Below are 16,445 nucleotides of genomic sequence, written 5' to 3'. Positions count from 1 at the left end.
CTCGGTCGCAGCCCGCATGGCTGTACCGGAGGAACAATGATGCCCAGGATCACGTTCGCTGTCGCCCTCGCTGCGCTCGCTTTGTCCGGCCCCGCGGCGCTGGCGCAATCGGAAAAGGCCGGCGTCGAGAAGCTCTATGTGCTCAACTGCGGCGAGGGCACCGCAGGTGATATCTCGCGCTGGACGCCCGGCCTGAACGAAGGCAAGACGATGGACTTCGTCGACACCTGCTACCTCGTCAAGCACAGCAAGGGCTGGTTCCTGTGGGACACCGGCATCGCCGATTCCGTCGCGAGCATGCCGAATGGTCTCGTGCCCGCCGATCCCAAGGCTGTCACCTGGCGCCGGCCGAAGACGCTTGCCGCCCAGCTCGAACAGCTTGGGCTGAAGCCCGATGACGTCAAGGCGATGGCCGTCTCGCACACGCACCCCGACCACACCGGCAATGTCGAGCTGTTCCCGCAGGCCACGCTCTACGTGCAGAAGGCCGAATATGACTGGCCCGGCGCCAACAACCAGCCGCGCTTCAAGCCATCGCACCCGGTCGAGCTGCTCAACGGCGACAAGGACGTGTTCGGCGATGGCAGCGTGACCATCCTGTCGACGCCCGGCCACACGCCCGGGCATCAGTCGCTGCTGGTGAAACTGCCGAAGACCGGCGCGGTGGTGCTGTCGGGCGACGCCGTCCATTTTAGGGATAATTGGGACAACCGCCGCGTGCCCAGCATGAACGTCGACAAGGACCAGACCGCGGCCTCGATGCAGAAGATCGCTGACACCCTGGCCAAGGAGAAGGCGCAGCTCTGGATCAACCACGACAAGGCCCAGCGCGACAGCCAGAAGCTGGCGCCGGAGTTTTACGACTAAGGCGGATCAGCCTTTTGGTGCCGTCACTGTGGGCGGGCTCGCGTCCGGCGTCTTCTTCGGCTTGAGGGTGCCGGCGTAGAATGAGACCAGCCAGATCAAGAGAACGGCGAGGAGGTAGACGCCCCAGGCCTGCGGCGGGGTGGTGGCCCAGCGCAGGAGGCTTTTGAATGTGCGGGGCGGGCCAGCGTCCTCGGTCATGGCCTGCTTGTGCGCGAAACCTCGGGCATGGTCAATCCGGCCGCGGCTTGGTGCGGATCAGGAACAACGCCGCCAGCGCCGAGAGGCTGAGCGCGGACGAGACGATCAGCACCTTGGCGCCCATGAGGTCGATCAGCAGGCCGAAGGTCAGCGGCGCCACCGCCTGCGCCATCCGTGCCGGCGCGCCGATGATGCCGAGACGGTAGCCGAAATCCTTCGGGCCGAAGATCGACAGCGGCAGCGTGCCGCGCGCGATCGTCAGAATGCCGTTGCCCGAGCCGTGGAACAGCGCGAACGCGCTCGCCGCGGCGCCGCCGAAGATCGCCACGATCACTGCGCCGATCGGGTGGGTGAGGCAGGCAAGCCGGGTCGACCACAGCGGATGGAAGCGGCTGAGGAAGCTGGCTTCCAGGATGCGCGCGCCGACCTGCGCCGGGCCGATCAGCGCGCCGGCCGCGATCGCCTCGACCGGCGTTGCGCCTGTCGTCTCGAGGATGCGCGGGAAATGCGCGGCCATGGCGCCGGTGACGGTCCAGACCGCCGCGAAGATGAAGGCGAGCAGGACCATGGTGCGGTCGAGCGGCAGATGCGGCTTCTCGGCCGCCGCCGCCTGCCTGGCGCCCTTGATCGTCGGCAGCATGAAGAAGTTGAGCGGCAGGCCGATCAGGATGTTGGCAGCGGCCCAGGCAAAGCAGGTCTCGCGCCAGCCGAGATGGGACAGGCCCCAGGCCGTGAGCGGCCAGCCGACGGTGGAGGCGAAGCCCGCCATCAGCGTGATGCCAGTGATGGGCCTGCGCGCCTCGGTGCCGTAGATGCGCCCCAGCGCGGCGAAGGCGGCGTCGTAGAGCCCCATCGCCATGCCGATGCCGAGCACGAGCCAGGCGAACACCATCACCGGGACGGAATGTGCGAAGCCAAGCAGCGCGAGGCCGGCGGCAATGGTCAGGTTCGAAGCCGACAGCACCTGCCGGCCGCCGACGAGATCGATCTGCCGGCCGATGCGCGGGCCGAGCATCGCCGAGATCACCAGCGAGGCCGAGAACGCGCCAAAGATCCAGTTGGAAGAGACGCCGAGGTCACGCGCCATGGGATCGGCGATCAGCGCCGGCAGATAATAGCTGGACGCCCAAGCCAGGGTCTGCGTGGTGCCGAGCGCCAGGATGATCGGAAGCTGGCGCTGGCTCATATTCTTGTATTTCTGGTCGGCAGTGACATCGGTTCCATTTGCAGCCGGGACGACAGCGCGTCAACCGCGCCTGCGGCATATTCGACCTGCTGCAGGCGGGCGCCTTGGTTGCATGACGTTCGCGCGCGGCCTTTCGCCCGTCACGAATGCACGCCATAATGGCGCATGCAATTGACCTCGCGCCTTGCGCTGATGAACTGGCTGACTGGCCAGGGGCTCACGGGCCTTCCCGAAAACGAACTGCTCCGCGGCTTCTGCGAGCGCTGCCGCGCCGAGGGGCTGGAGCTGTCGCGTGCGCTGGTCGTGATCGACACGCTGCATCCGATCTATGAGGGCCGCGGCTTCCGCTGGAGCGACCGTCCCAGCAACGAGAGCGACGCGTTCGAATACCGCTCGACCGCCGAGGGCGACGCCGCCGCAAGCTGGCGCCGCTCGGTGTTCTTCCACATGCTGGAGCATGGCCACGACGAGATGGTGATCGATCTGGCCGACGCGCCGTCGATGGATTTCTCCCAGATCGGCGAGCTCGCCGAAAAAGGCCACAAGCACTATCTCGCCTTCGTGCATCGCTTCGGCGAGAACGGCGCGCTCGGCCTGATGGACTGCCTCTACTCCTGCTGGACCACGCGCCGCGACAGCGGCTTCTCCGGCGGCGAGCTCGAAGCGCTACGCGATCTCGTGCCGGTGCTGGGGCTCGCGATCAAATCGGCCCAGCAGGTCGACATCGCGCGCACGCTCGGGCGCGTCTATCTCGGCCGCGACGCCTCCGAGCAGGTGCTGCGCGGCCGCATCTCGCGCGGCGTCACCGAGCGCATCAACGCCGTGCTCTGGTACTCGGATCTGCGCGGCTCGACCGGAATCAGCGAGAGCATCGGCCCCGACGAGATCATCCCGTTCCTCAACGACTACGCGCAGGCTGTGATCGACGCGATCCACGAGGCCGGCGGCGACGTGCTCAAGCTGATCGGGGACGGCGTGCTCGCGATGTTCTGGGGTGAGGACATGGCGGATGCGCGGCGCGCTGCGCTCCGCGCCGAGCATCTGTTCCGCAAGAACGTCGCGGCGCTGAACAAGCGGCGCGAGGCCGACGGCCGTCCCACCACCTCGGCCTATATCGGCCTGCATGTCGGCGAGGTCTTCTATGGCAATATCGGCAGCGAGGACCGGCTCGACTTCACGGTGGTCGGGCCGACCGTCAACGAGGTCAGCCGCATCGCCTCGATGAGCCGGTCGGTCGACCGCGAGCTGTTGGCATCGGCGGAATTCTACAAGGGCCTGGATGCCGCCGGCCGGCGCTATCTCGTCTCCACCGGCCGCTACGCGCTGCGCGGCATCGGCCGCGCGCAGGATCTCTACACGCTCGATCCCGAGGTCGACGCCAGCGAGCCGGTGACGGGGAGCTACGAGCGGTACCTGGCGAATTAGCACCGCGCCGCGACTTCATCCCCCACCATGTCCGGTTGCCGATCCAGCGCCACGGCCGGCGACAGCCAGATCACCAGCGCCTGCGCGCCGAACACGGCGGCCGCGAGATAAAGGCAGGCTTCGGCGCTCCAGAGGCCGCCGACGACCGCGCCCAGCGCCGAGCCGAGCGGGCGCGCGCCGTAGCTCATGATGTTGATGGCGGAGACGCGGCCCAAGAGGCGCGGCGGCGTCACGGACTGGCGCAGCGTCGTGGTCGAGATCACCCAGAGGATCGGCCCGACGCCGAGCAGGAAGAAGCTCAACGCCGCGAGCCAGGGCGAGGGGACCAGCACCGTCAGCGCCATCACCACAGCTGCAACGAAGCCCGTCACCGGGCCGAGGCCAACGACGGTGCCGAACGCGAGCCGCTGCATCACGCGCGTTGCGAACAGCGCGCCGATCACCATGCCGACGCCGTACATGGTCAGCACCGTGCCGACACCGGCCGCGGTGAGGCCGAGATGGCGCACGGCATAGGGCACGAACACCGCGATCTGCAGGAACCAGCCGGTGTTGAAGATGAACTGGGTGATGAACACCGGCCGCAGCAGCGGATGATGGAATACGAAGGCCGCGCCTTCGCGGATATCCTGGAACGGATGTCGCCGCGGGGCGGGCGCGCGCGCCGGTTCGAAGATGCCCGAGAGCAGCACCACCGCAATCGCCGAGAGCGCCGCGGCGAAGCCGAACGCCGGGCTCGCGCCCCACCATCCCACCAGCGCGCCGCCGAGGGCGGGTCCGCTGGCGAAGGCGACGGTGCGCGCCAGCTCGATCCGGGCATTCGCCGCCGGCAGGAGGTCGGAGCTCACCAACGACGGCACCAGCGCCGGCGCGGCCACGCTGTAGACGACGGTGCCGCACACGGCTGCGAAGCCGAGCAGCGCCAGCAGCGGAAGATTGAGGGCGCCGAGCGCGAGCAGCAGCACGATTGTCCCGAGGGCCACCGCCCGCAGCGCCTCCGCCCCGGCCATCAGCGAGCGGCGCGAGATGCGGTCGGCGAGCAGACCGGCCGGAATCGCGAACAGCACGAAGGGCAGGGTCAGTGCGGTCTGCAGCAGGCCGGTCTGGCCTTCCGCGACCCCGAGCGTGAGCACGGCGACGATGGGAGCTGCGGCCAGCGCGATCTGCTCGGCCGACTGCGCCGCGAGGTTGGACCAGGCGAGGCGGCCAAAGGTGTCGGGGAGGCGAGGCGGGTTTGACATGGCTCATTTCCTGCAAAGTCGGGTTGGCGCCAGTATCCGGCGCCAACGGCCGCCAAACCCACCCGCTTCCCGACACGGCGGCGAATAACGGCAGGAACGGGAACCCATGCCGCTAGATGCAGTTGCAAATGAGTTGCAATAAGACTCGATTTCGGTATTCTCGCCCCATGGATGCCCGATCGCCTGATTTGAGTCCCGACGTCGCCGGCTGGCGCGCTGATGCGCCCGTCACCAAAAGTCTCGCCGAGGTCAACGCCACGGTCGCCATTCCGGCCGCGGGCCGCTGGTGGCGCCGGCTGCTCGCCTTTGTCGGCCCGGGCTATCTGGTCTCGGTCGGCTACATGGACCCCGGCAATTGGGCGACCGACCTCGCCGGTGGCTCCAAGTTCGGCTACACGCTGCTGTCGGTCATCCTGCTTTCGAATTTGATGGCGATCCTGCTGCAGTCGCTGGCGGCACGGCTCGGCATCGTCACCGACCGTGACCTCGCGCAGGCCTGCCGCGCCACCTATTCGCCGGCGGTGAATTTCCTGCTCTGGCTCGCCTGCGAGGCGGCGATCATTGCCTGCGATCTCGCCGAAGTCATCGGCACCGCGATCGCGCTGAAGCTGCTGTTCGGCATTCCCCTGATCGGCGGCGCGCTGCTCGCGGCCCTCGATGCGTTCCTGCTGCTGCTGCTGATGAATCGCGGCTTCCGCTTCCTCGAAGCCTTCGTCATCGCACTCCTGGCGGTGATCGCGGTCTGCTTCGCGGTCCAGATCGTGGCTGCGGCGCCGCCGGTTGCGGAGGTCCTGCACGGCTTCATGCCGAAGAGCGAGATCTTCACCAACCCCGAGATGCTCTACATCGCGATCGGGATCATCGGCGCGACAGTGATGCCGCATAATCTCTATCTGCATTCCTCGATCGTGCAGACGCGCGCCTATGAGCGCAACGACACCGGCCGGCGCGAGGCGATCAAATGGGCGACGACGGACTCGACCATCGCCCTGATGCTGGCGCTGTTCATCAATGCCGCGATCCTGGTGGTCGCAGCCGCAACCTTCCACAAGAGCGGCCATTCCGACGTTGCCGAGATCGGCCAGGCCTTCGAGCTGCTGTCGCCGTTGCTCGGCCTCGGCATCGCTTCGACGCTGTTCGCGGTGGCGCTGCTCGCCTCCGGCCTGAACTCGACGGTGACGGCGACTCTCGCCGGCCAGATCGTGATGGAAGGCTTTCTCGACCTGCGCCTGCCGAGCTGGGCGCGCCGCCTGCTCACCCGCGGCATCGCCATCGTTCCGGTGATCGTGGTGACGGCGATCTATGGCGAGCGCGGCACCGCTGATCTGCTGGTGTTCAGCCAGGTCGTGCTGTCGATGCAGCTGCCGTTTGCGGTGATCCCGCTCGTCCGCTTCGTCTCCGACCGTCGCAAGATGGGGCAGTTCGCGATTCCGGGATATGTCGCGGCGATCGCGTGGATCGTCGCGGGCGTCATCGTGATTTTGAACGTGAAGCTGCTGGTAGATACGCTGTTCGGGTGAGGGCGGCGGCTATCTATCCGGCCCGTTCAAGTGGGCCTTGCTCGAACGGCCCCAGATCAGGCAGCGAGCGTGACCTTTGCGAAAGTGAGCATCTGCCCCGTTAGATGTCTTAGCTGGCGACTTTGCTTTCGATTTCGCGCGCAGGGGTTGCAAAACCTGGAGTCGGAACTCGATTTGGCAAACTGTCACTTTTCAATTTGTGCGGCGCGCGTATACTAGTTGCAATTGCTGACCGGGCGTACAATAATAACCCCTGTTTCAGCATTGATTTTGCTTCCGGCGGGATGATCGGCGGATCCTGCGCCGGACCAAGAGCGGCCACTGCAATTCTCCGGACTCATCTATCGGTTGTGCGCGAATAGAGTTGGCGCACGAAATTTTTGATTTGATCGTTTGGATTGTTCGACAGCTTGTTTTTCTGCTGAGCGGGTTCACGCCTCGAAGGGGCGATGTTCAAGCCAGAACGCGTTGGTAATTTCGTTCAAGTCATTGATGAGTGTGTGCTGCCGTGACCAGGTGTCCCGCTTGTTCAGCCCGTATTTCCCGCGAGCATCGCTTCTGCTCTCAATGTGGCGCGAGTCTCAATCGTAACGCGGAGGAGCCGGGCGCCCCCGAGCGCGATGCGCACGTCGTCCAGCTGCACCATCATCTTCCCGTTCGCTCGCAGATGCTGACTGAAAACAAGCAGGTCAGCGTGCTGTTCGTCGACGTCTGCAATTCGACCTCCCTTTTGCAGCATGTCGACCCCGAGGAAGCCCGCGCCTATCTCGGCAGGGCATTGGACCGGTTGGCTGACGCGGTCGAGACCTATGGCGGCACGGTGAGCCAGTTGCTCGGCGATGGCCTCGTCGCCTTGTTCGGCGCGCCCGTGGCGCAGGAGGACCACGCCCTGCGGGCGTGCCTTGCCGCTCTCAAGATGCAGAGAGCATCCATTCCAGCCCAAGATATCGGAGGCGTCGTCAGCCCGACGCTGCGCATCGGTATCAATTCGGGCGAGGTGCTGGTCGGTATCGTCGGACAGTACCGGTGGTCGCACTACGGCGCGGACGGAAAGACAATCCATCTCGCTTCGCGACTTGAGAAGATGGCGCCGCCCGGCGGCATCCTGATCAGCGCCGCGACGCAGCGGCTGGTCGCGCAGCAGATCGACACGCGTACGGCGGGCGTGCGGATCGTGCGCGGACTGGATGTTCCGATCGAAGTGCATGAAGTCGTGGTGGAGACCGAAAGTTCGGCGGCCGCGCCATTGACGCGGAAGCCGCGCTGGGCGCCTCTGATCGGACGCGAAGACACCTTGAGGGTCCTGGAAGGGACCCTGGAGACCGTTCAAAAGTCCGGAATGCGAACCATCGGGTTGTGTGGCGATGCCGGGATCGGCAAGTCGCGCCTGATCGTCGACTGGATGGACAGCCTCGCGCAAGAGGGCGTGGACGTCTGCTTTTCGCAGGCGAGAGGGTATGCGAGCACGCGGGCCTACAGCACCGCCACCGATCTGACCGCAAGTTTGGTCGGGCTTGCGCAAACCAGCGCGGCAGACATTCGGCATTCCGCCAAGCAGGCGTTGATTGCGAAATGGCCCGATGACGGCGCCGAGCATCTGGCGGCGGTCAATGATCTCTTGGGACTTGCGGCGCCGGATGAGGCCTGGCTGGCGCTGAACCCGGCGCAACGACGGCGCCGGATCGGCGAGGCGTTGCTCTGGCTCGTGCGCAGACGCGTGCGGTCCGGCGCTTTCCTGCTCGTGCTCGAGGACGTCTTCCTGGCCGACCGCGAGAGCCGGCGGCTGTTCGAGGGCCTGCTTCCAAAACTTCAGGCGATGCCGGTCCTGATTTGCGTCACTTATCGCCCGGATTTCGACCATCAGTGGCGTCGGGCGTCCTGGTTTTCCGAGCGCGTGATCGAGCCGCTGGGCGACGGAGAAATGCTCCAGCTCGCGCGCGCCTGTCTCGGCGATGATCCGTCCGTGCTTGGCGTCATGACCGAACTGGTCGCGCGCGCCGACGGCAATCCCTTCTTCCTGGAGCAACTGGTTTTCACGCTGATCGATGACGGGTCGCTGGAAGGGACCCCCGGCGCCTACCGTTTGCAGAGGCCTCTCGGAGAGCTGCGGGTGCCGGGCTCCATCGCGGCGGTGATCGGGGCGCGGGTCGACAGGCTGCCCGAAGCCGCAAAGTCGGCGCTCGAGGCTGCGGCCATCCTTGGTGATCCCATCACGCGCGATCTGGTTGCCGCGATGCAGGCCGTGGACCTCGATCGCGCCGAAGAATTGCTAGGCCTTTGTGTCGCATCCGGATTGCTGACGAGTCCGGATCAGGCGAGGGGCTCGCACGGATCGCACGCCTTCGCGTTCCGCCATGCCTTGGTCCGTGACGTCGTGCTTGGGGTGCTCACGCGCGCCAGGCTCAAGGCGCTGCATCGCCAGGCCTTCCTGGCGCTGCACGCCCAGCCCGGGGCCGCCGATGTCGATGCCGCGCCGGCACTGGCGCATCATGCCTTCGGGGGCGAGGAATGGGAGCAGGCGGCAAGATTCGCCGTCAAGTCGATGGCGCGTGCCATCTCGCGCTCGGCCAATCGGGAGGCCGTCCAATTGCTGGAGAAGGGCATCCAGGCGGCACGGCGCGTCGAGGGCGCGACGACCGCCCAGACCCTGGAGCTCGCGCTCCGGCTGGAGGCCATTGGCGCAATGCTGGCTCTCGGGCAGATCGACGAGATCTTCGACAACATGGAGCGGGCTGAAGCCATCGCCGTGCAACTGAACGATCAGCGTGCACGAGCGGCGGTTTCGACCGAGACGGCAGTGTTTCTGTGGATGCGCGGACGTTTCGAGCAAGGTCTGGGCTACGCTTCGCAGGGACTGGAAGCGGCTCGCCTCGCACAGCGTCGTCACATGATGATGGCGGCGCATCAGACCCGCCTCATGCATCTGCATGCGCTCGGGCGGTACGCGGACGCGGCGGCCGAAGGCCGCATCCTGCTGTCGGACTACGAACCGGAATTGTCGGCGCATTATGTCCAGCCGGGCTGGGCGGCGATTCCGATCATCAACCTGTACGCATTTCATGCCAGCACGCTGTGGCGCCTCGGGGATGGCGGTGCGGCGGACGATTTCTTCGCCAAGAGCTATGAGATTCTGTCGAACATCGATCACCCATATTCCCGTCTGTTGATCGACACGGTCCAATCGCAGATCTGGGTCGAACGCGAGGAGCTCGACCGTGCCGAGTCCCTGATGCGCACGGGTGTGCAGCAATGCATGACGCACAACGTGCCGACCATGCTGTCCGTCTGCACCGGCGTTCTTGGCAGCGCGCTGGCGCGCAATGGCAAGGCTGCCGAAGCGGTGCCCATGCTGGAGAAGGGATTCGCCGATCGCATCTACGAGGCGGCCGGCCCCTATGGCAGGACGTTCATGCGCGTCAGCCTGGGTGTCGCCTATCGCAAGCTCGGACGACTGGACGATGCGATCGCCGTCGGACGCAAGGCGGTCGAGCAGGCCGCCGAGGAATACGGACACCAGACCGAAGCCCTGTACGAGCTCGCCGAAACGCTGCGGCAAGCCGGCGATCAGGCCGGGGCCGAAGCGCATTTCAAGCGAACCGCCGAGGCGGCGGAGCGTCTGGGCATGCCTCACTACCGGATGCGGGCCGCCGCGGCGCTCGCAGATTGGCGGAAGGACGGGTACGCAGCATGAAAATCTCAGCTGGCACTCCTGATGCAATGCCGCCGGGGCTCCGCAGCCTCTCCTATGGGATCTTCTGTTGGGCCAATCGCCGTCCGAGGGCGTTGCGAGCCGTCGGTGCCCTGTTTCGGCTTTGGCCGTTTGCGGGGGGCTGGTTCGGCATGGCGGCGCGCGCCAGTGCGGTCAAGAGTGTCCTGACCAGGCCGCAGAGTTTCTCGAACTCTGCCCATGCGGCCAATCTGGCCGCCGGCGATTACCTGATTGGCATGGATCCGGGCCCTACCTACCACGACGACCGGCGTCTGCTCGATGCCCGGTTGGCTTTGCTGGCTGCGAGCTTGCCGGCCGCGGCCGATCAGGAGGTTCAGCGACGCGTCGAGCAGCTTGGGCAACTCGGCACGAACAAGTCGTTCGACCTCATTGACGACTACCTGATGTGGATCGTGTTTCGAGCGATGGATCCGCTGTTCGGGGCGGCAACGGGCAAGGTGGTCGCGGGCGCGCATGGCAATTTCAACGACCCCGGGCTGCAACGGCAATATCTCCTGGAAATCAGATATGTCGCAGGCCAGCTCCTTGCCGGAAGCACTGCGACGCTGAGGGTCCAGCGACGGGCAGAACTTTGCTCGGATGCGTTGCGGGCACGTATCGCCGCCGTGAGCCGCGACATCGAACAGGCTTGGGGTGTCCACAGCACCGCCAGCGCCATCACGCGGAATGCCGCCGGTCTTGCCTGGATTTCGCATCCGGTCACGGTGCAGTCGGGGGCGCTGGCCGTGCAGGAGTTGCTCGGGCGCTCCGGGGTTCACCGGGCCTTGCGGGCGGAAGCCGAGCGGCTCGGGCCGGCCCGCGTTTGGCAAGACGCCAAGTTCCGCGATCTGGTGCGCGAGCACGTGCTCGAGCTGATGCGCTTTCGGCCCATCTTTCCGCTGCTCGCGCGCGACGTGCCGCGCGATACGGAATTCGAGACCGGGGCGCGGCACAACGCGCCGTGCTCCGCTGGCGGCAAGATGGCAATCTGGTCGATCGCCGCCCTGTTCGATTCCAGGGTGGTCAAGAAGAGCCGTCAGTTTTGTCCCGCCCGCAATTGGGGGCCGCATCAGGATTTGCGCTGGCTGATGTTCGGGTACGGCACCCGCCAATGTCCCGCCAAGGATTACGCGGTCGAGATCCTGACAAGTGCGCTCATTGGTCTGCTGATCCTGCCCGAGCTGCGGCTCACGCGGGGCGAGGGCAAGGCCATCGCCTATGACGGCCCATTGATGTCCCGCATGCGCGTGAACTTCGTCTGACGGATTGGGAAGGACAGTCCATGCTCAAAATGGTCCGTCAGCAGATGATCTGCATCATTGCGCCAGGCTGGCGCGGCGCGGTGGATTTTTCCGACTCGGGAGACATGCAGTCCGCGCTGAATGCACTGTTTGAGGATGTTGCGGTCATTCAATTCGCGTCCATCGCACTGTTGCCGGCGCGCACGGATGCACAGGAGCAGGCGCCGTCGCTGATGCTCGAGCTTGCCGTCGAGGAAGGCATCGATCCCAAGGACATGCTGTACAGGCTGGTCCATCATCCCAGCGGCGCGATGTGGTCGCTCTTCAGCTCTTACTGGCCCGGCGGCGGGCCTCCGCTGGTGAGCGCGCGCAACGGACAATTGTTCGACAAGCTGATCGGGTGGCTCAGTCTCGCCGATGGCGGTTTCGTCGGTCCTCGCGACCGAACGGCCCGCCAGATCAGGAAGGAGCATGACCTCCTGATATGGACCCGGGACGAGGGACGCAAGTTGAGAGCCATGTACGGCGATGACCGTGCATCGTTCGCGCTTGCGCTGGCGCAGCGGGCATTCCAGGACCCGCGCTTCGACTGGGCGATGCAGCCTGCACCGCGGTCCTATTGGCGCGGGAAGGGTGCGAGCATCTCGGCAAAGGTCGGCTATGGGCTCACGATTTTCGGCTTGTGGCTGGCCCTGGTCTGGCTCGTGGGCGCGCTGCCGAAAGGATTGTTCGGCGCGATCACCTGGTTCGTCGGCGCATCCAATCCCCCGATGCAGTCCGTGGTGGACGTCATAAGCACTGTGAGCATGGAGATCGTGTGGGCGAGCGTCAGGGCGCTTCTCGCTTTTGTCGCGCTGCTGTTCCTGGGGTGGCTGCTCCTGGTCGCGCTGCCGGCCCTGTTCGCGCCCTGGCGGCGATGGGTGGACAGCGTCCGCCGCGAACTCGAACGGCCGACCGAGACGTGGTCGTCATTCTCCACCCGTGTGGTCGGCTGGATCGTGGTCGTGCCGTTGCTCGTTGCCATTTTGGTGTGCGCGGTAGTCTTCGTCTTCTATCCCAAGCCGATCATGGAAGGGATCACGGCTTTGACTGCGCGGGTTCCGGGATGGGAGCTCGCCCTCTTCGGCGTGCTTGCGATCGTCGCGCTGCTCTGCATCGGGACCTTCTTCTCCTGGATCAATCGCCGGTTTGAGGCCTTGAGCAAGTGGTTCTTCCATCCCTACGAAGACGATGTTGCCCGGGCCCAGCAGGTTCATCCGTCAATCGACCAGTGCGAAGCGCTGTTGGCCAGTGGGACCGCGCACATGGTCAGCCTGACTGATATCCGCAGCCCGAACGGATGGAGTGCCTGGTGGATCCGTGTGTCCCTGCGTGTCGTGACCTTCTTTGGGCGGGTGTTCTTCACCGAGGGGCGGCTCGGTGATGCACCGGGTATCCATTTCGGCCATTGGCACATTATCGAGGACGGCCGGCGCTTTCTATTCTGCTCGAACTATGACGGCAATTTCGGCGGTTACCTCGACGATTTCATCAACGGCGCGACGATCGGGACTACGTTGGCCTGGCGATGGACGACGCTGAGGCCGCGGGGATCGGCGGCGGTCGGGCAGCCGGACATCAAGGTGCCGCGCGATTTTCCGCCGACGCGTTTCGTGCTTTTTCGCGGGGTGAAGTGCGAGTTGAAATTCAAGTCCTACGCCCGCGACAGCATGCTTCCGCACATGTATCGCTTCGACGCGTGCAAAGCGACGATCGAGGAGATCGACCTCGCGACCGGGCTGCGCGATGCCCTGTTCGGCGAGCGCAACGACAGGAACGACGACTTCATCATGAGGGCGATCGAAACATGAAGGCTTCGCATCTCTCCGAACAGCTCGAGGACATTCAGGGAATGCTCGGAAGCGGCTTTGGCTGGTTGAAGACCAGCCGCTTCTGGCTGCTGACGATCAAGGCGGGCCGCGAGGACGATGCCCGGGCGTGGCTCGCAGGGCTCGTCGACAAGAAGCTGGTCGTCAGTGCCGCCGACGTCAGGAAATCGAGGACCCACCCCGTCGACGATGCCGTCGCGATCGCTTTCAGCTATTTGGGGCTGGCAAAGCTCGGATGCGACGAGACTGCTGCGCATCCGTTCCCGTCCCCGTTCAGCAGCGGCATGGGCTGCGACCTGCGCGCGTTGCTGTTGAGGGACAGCCCGCGAGAATGGCGCTGGTCCGATGTTGAAGGCGGTGCCGGCGACCCCGTGCATGTCCTGGTTGGCGAATGGAGAATGCGACGGAGCGCTGCCGAGATGGCGAGCGCGCCGGAGAAGTCAGCAGAACTGGATCCTGATCCCAGCGTGTTCGATGTCATCAAGATCGACAACGATCCCTGCGCCTTCCAGCAGAAGGCGGGCGACGAAGAAGAGAGATTGTACGAGTCCTTCGGGTTTCGCGATGGCCTCGCGCAGCCTGTGATCAGCGAGCTTAGGGAAGAGCGCGGCGCCGAGCGCAGGAAGATCAGGCGGGATGCCGGCATCCTGTACGAGGATCGCGTCGTCGCCCCGGGGGAATTCATTCTGGGCTATCGCAACGAATATGACGAGCTGACCTATTGCCCCAACGTCAAGCGATGGCCGGGCGATGCCACGTATACGAGCGGCCGCTTCGCGCTGAACGGAACCTATCTCGCGGTTCGCCAGATCGAGCAGGATGTCGACGCGTTCGCGAAATTTGAAGCGGTCTACGGCCAGGCCGTCTGCGAGAAGGTGATGGGCCGTCGAAAGAATGGAAAGCCATTGTCGTGGCAGGGCGATCCCGACGTTTCGATTTCGGATTCGAAAGCCGATGCATTTCGCTTTCGTGTCGACGACGCGAACGGCTTTGGCTGTCCGAAGGGAGCCCATATCCGCCGGGTCAATCCGAGGGATACGCTCGGCATCGACGTGCAATCGAGCATCAAGTCGGTCAAGCTGCACCGGCTGCTGCGCCGAGGTCGGCCCTATCGCGAGGAGGTTGCGAACGATAAGCCGCGCAAGGGCATCTTCTTCATCGCGTGCAACGCCGATCTCGAGCGGCAGTTCGAGTTCATCTACCAGCGCTGGTTGCGAAATCCCCGGTTCGTCTGCCTCAACGACCAGGACGACCCTCTCGTCGGCAAGCCCGCTGCCACCAGGAGCTTCTCCATGCCGGGATTGGCAAGCGGCGAGGAAGTGTCGCTGGCTGCTTTTACGCGGACGCTGGGGGGAGGCTATTTCTTCCTTCCCGGAATCTCTGCGCTCAAATTCATCCTCGGCCGCGAGGGCACCTCCAAAGCGGTCGGCTCAGAGGCCGTCGCAGCCTTGGCGCCCTGAAAGCCGGCGCGAGGCCGAAGGGTCAATCTTGAGGGTTAATCCTGCGGCTCGGACGCCGCGTCGCCCTGCGCGTCGATGCGCAGCCAGCCCGAAGGCGCGAGGCGCTGCTGCGGCAGGAAGCGGGCCTTGTAGTCCATCTTCTTCGAGCCCTCGATCCAGTAGCCGAGATAGACGTAAGGCAACCCTTGCCGACGGGCGCGGGCGATGTGGTCGAGGATCATGAAGGTGCCCATCGAGCGGCTGACCTGGCCCGGCTCGAAGAATGAATAGACCATCGACAGGCCGTCGCTGAGCACATCGGTGAGTGCGACCGCGATCAGCTCCTCGCCGCGGCCGGTGATGCCGCTGTCGGGGCCGCGCTTGCGATATTCGATAATGCGGGTCTCGACATGGCTGTCCTCGACCATCATGGCGTAGTCGAGCACGGTCATGTCGGCCATGCCGCCATGGCGGTGGCGGGCGTCGAGATAGGCACGGAACACCGAATATTGCTCGGAGGTCGGCACCGCGCTGCGCTGCTCGCCGATGATGTCGGCGTTGCGCGCCATCACCTTGCGGAAGTTGCGGGAGGGGCGGAACTCGTTGGCGATGACCCGGACCGAGACGCAGGCGCGGCACTGGTCGCAGGCCGGCCGGTAGGCGATCGACTGGCTGCGGCGGAAGCCGCCATGGGTCAGGAGGTCGTTGAGGTCACCGGCGCGCTCTCCCACGAGGTGCGTGAAGACCTTGCGCTCATGCCGACCCGGCAGATACGGGCAGGGGGACGGCGCCGTAAGGTAAAATTGGGGGGTATCGCGCGAGTGCTGGGTCAAGGGACGTCGTGGGCCTCCAAAGTGAGTATCAGCATCGCGCTACGGAAGCCCCCGGTCAATTGGTCAGCTCGGCAGGTCAGGTCAGCTGTCACCTTAGTGGATCCCGGTTAGTAGGCGGTTGATCACCAGGTCCTTGCCGCCTGCGGCACCGGCGCGCGGACGGAATTGTTGATCACGACCGTTCCCAGCACGAAATCGTGCAGTAAGCGCCGGCGGCCGTTGAACAGGCCGAGCAGCACGACGAAAGGCGTCAGGAAGCAGACCGTCACATAGAACAGCACGGCATGGGTGGCGCCGAGCACGAAGTAACCGGGTGCGCCGTACCAGGTGCGTAGCTCCAGATCCATCAGCCGCATGCCGATCGTTCCGGACGAGGGACCGCCAATGCAGGCGCCGTAATAGACGATCGCCCAGACCACGGAGGCCGGCCAGGCGATCCCGAACAGGAGAAAGCCAAAGCCGAGGGTGACCACGCCGAATACGAAGATGAAGACATAGCCGAGGATCACCGGCACTGAGACGATGACCATGTCGATCAGGAAGGCGAACGCTCGCCGCGTCGCGACACCGCGAAACAATTCCGGATGCAGGTCAGGGTCGTAGGCGTGCGGCTGCGCGCCGCCGTCATTGCGCCAGGCGCCCGAATTGCCCGAGTCATACGACATGATCCGTCCTCCCAGAGGGAAACAGAAGGAAAACCCTCAAGGCAGGACATGGGAACAGGCTCTTCTCCTGCCAAGGGCGCAGGGACGTTAACAAGCCGAAATATTCCGGCGATTCGGGGGCGGATGGGGCGCGGCGCTGACGCGCAGGAAACCGGTGACGTAGCAACCATTAAGAGCTAGGCTTCTTTTTCGATCCATGGCGTGCCGCGCTGTACGACAGTATTGGCGTAAATGAGGAGCTTCCTGGCGCAGG

Annotated in this window: 12 protein-coding genes; 7 read left to right on the top strand and 5 right to left on the bottom strand. The window is 65.1% G+C overall.

Going from position 1 to position 16,445, the window contains the following annotated elements; genetic code table 11:
* Positions 1-36: 36 nt before the first annotated feature.
* The gene (locus GGD61_RS37270; RefSeq protein WP_183232228.1) at positions 37-867 is read left to right on the top strand and encodes an N-acyl homoserine lactonase family protein; all 831 of its coding nucleotides are present in this window, start codon (positions 37-39) and stop codon (positions 865-867) included.
* A gap of 6 nt (positions 868-873) precedes the next feature.
* On the opposite strand, the gene GGD61_RS37265 is transcribed toward GGD61_RS37270, so the two are convergent.
* Together GGD61_RS37265 and GGD61_RS37260 are read right to left on the bottom strand one after the other, a co-directional pair.
* Entirely contained in the window at positions 874-1,065 is a 192-nt protein-coding gene (locus GGD61_RS37265; protein WP_092257523.1) for a hypothetical protein, read from the bottom strand.
* 31 nt (positions 1,066-1,096) lie between these two features.
* Positions 1,097-2,251, bottom strand: coding sequence for an MFS transporter (locus GGD61_RS37260; protein WP_183232227.1), 1,155 nt, complete (start codon positions 2,249-2,251; stop codon positions 1,097-1,099).
* Between the two features lie 165 nt (positions 2,252-2,416).
* Here GGD61_RS37260 and GGD61_RS37255 point away from each other — a divergent pair, with 165 nt between their 5' ends.
* Positions 2,417-3,676: an adenylate/guanylate cyclase domain-containing protein gene (locus GGD61_RS37255; protein ID WP_179740201.1), complete on the top strand. Its 1,260-nt coding sequence runs from the start codon at positions 2,417-2,419 to the stop codon at positions 3,674-3,676.
* Here GGD61_RS37255 and GGD61_RS37250 read toward each other — a convergent pair.
* Entirely contained in the window at positions 3,673-4,917 is a 1,245-nt protein-coding gene (locus GGD61_RS37250) for an MFS transporter (protein ID WP_183232226.1), read from the bottom strand. The genes GGD61_RS37255 and GGD61_RS37250 overlap by 4 nt on opposite strands.
* 167 nt (positions 4,918-5,084) lie before the next feature.
* On the opposite strand from GGD61_RS37250, the gene GGD61_RS37245 reads away from it, so the two are divergent.
* The 5 genes from GGD61_RS37245 to GGD61_RS37225 all read left to right on the top strand — a co-directional run bounded on the left by GGD61_RS37245 (position 5,085) and on the right by GGD61_RS37225 (position 14,715).
* Positions 5,085-6,437: an Nramp family divalent metal transporter gene (locus GGD61_RS37245; RefSeq protein ID WP_092257513.1), complete on the top strand. Its 1,353-nt coding sequence runs from the start codon at positions 5,085-5,087 to the stop codon at positions 6,435-6,437.
* 667 nt (positions 6,438-7,104) lie between these two features.
* Entirely contained in the window at positions 7,105-10,128 is a 3,024-nt protein-coding gene (locus tag GGD61_RS37240) for an adenylate/guanylate cyclase domain-containing protein (RefSeq protein ID WP_210311329.1), read from the top strand.
* 149 nt (positions 10,129-10,277) lie between these two features.
* Entirely contained in the window at positions 10,278-11,408 is a 1,131-nt protein-coding gene (locus GGD61_RS37235) for a cytochrome P450 (protein WP_244550674.1), read from the top strand.
* A 20-nt stretch (positions 11,409-11,428) separates the two neighbouring features.
* Complete coding sequence (locus tag GGD61_RS37230) at positions 11,429-13,237, top strand: hypothetical protein (RefSeq protein WP_092257505.1); 1,809 nt, start codon at positions 11,429-11,431, stop codon at positions 13,235-13,237.
* The gene (locus GGD61_RS37225; RefSeq protein ID WP_092257503.1) at positions 13,234-14,715 is read left to right on the top strand and encodes a Dyp-type peroxidase domain-containing protein; all 1,482 of its coding nucleotides are present in this window, start codon (positions 13,234-13,236) and stop codon (positions 14,713-14,715) included. The genes GGD61_RS37230 and GGD61_RS37225 overlap by 4 nt, the downstream gene beginning before the upstream one ends.
* 35 nt (positions 14,716-14,750) lie before the next feature.
* Here the strand turns inward: GGD61_RS37225 and GGD61_RS37220 are convergent, their stop codons facing one another.
* Both GGD61_RS37220 and GGD61_RS37215 read right to left on the bottom strand, forming a co-directional pair.
* The gene (locus GGD61_RS37220; RefSeq protein ID WP_018320036.1) at positions 14,751-15,527 is read right to left on the bottom strand and encodes an arginyltransferase; all 777 of its coding nucleotides are present in this window, start codon (positions 15,525-15,527) and stop codon (positions 14,751-14,753) included.
* A 122-nt stretch (positions 15,528-15,649) separates the two neighbouring features.
* Positions 15,650-16,192 (bottom strand): RDD family protein, encoded by a 543-nt coding sequence (locus GGD61_RS37215; protein WP_092257499.1) that lies wholly within the window; start codon positions 16,190-16,192, stop codon positions 15,650-15,652.
* Positions 16,193-16,445: the final 253 nt, after the last annotated feature.

The sequence above is a fragment of the Bradyrhizobium sp. SBR1B genome, assembly GCF_014198205.1.
Classification (GTDB): Bacteria; Pseudomonadota; Alphaproteobacteria; order Rhizobiales; family Xanthobacteraceae; genus Bradyrhizobium.
Note: the sequence above shows the minus strand (reverse complement) of the source record. Positions and strands in the feature narration are given on the sequence as shown.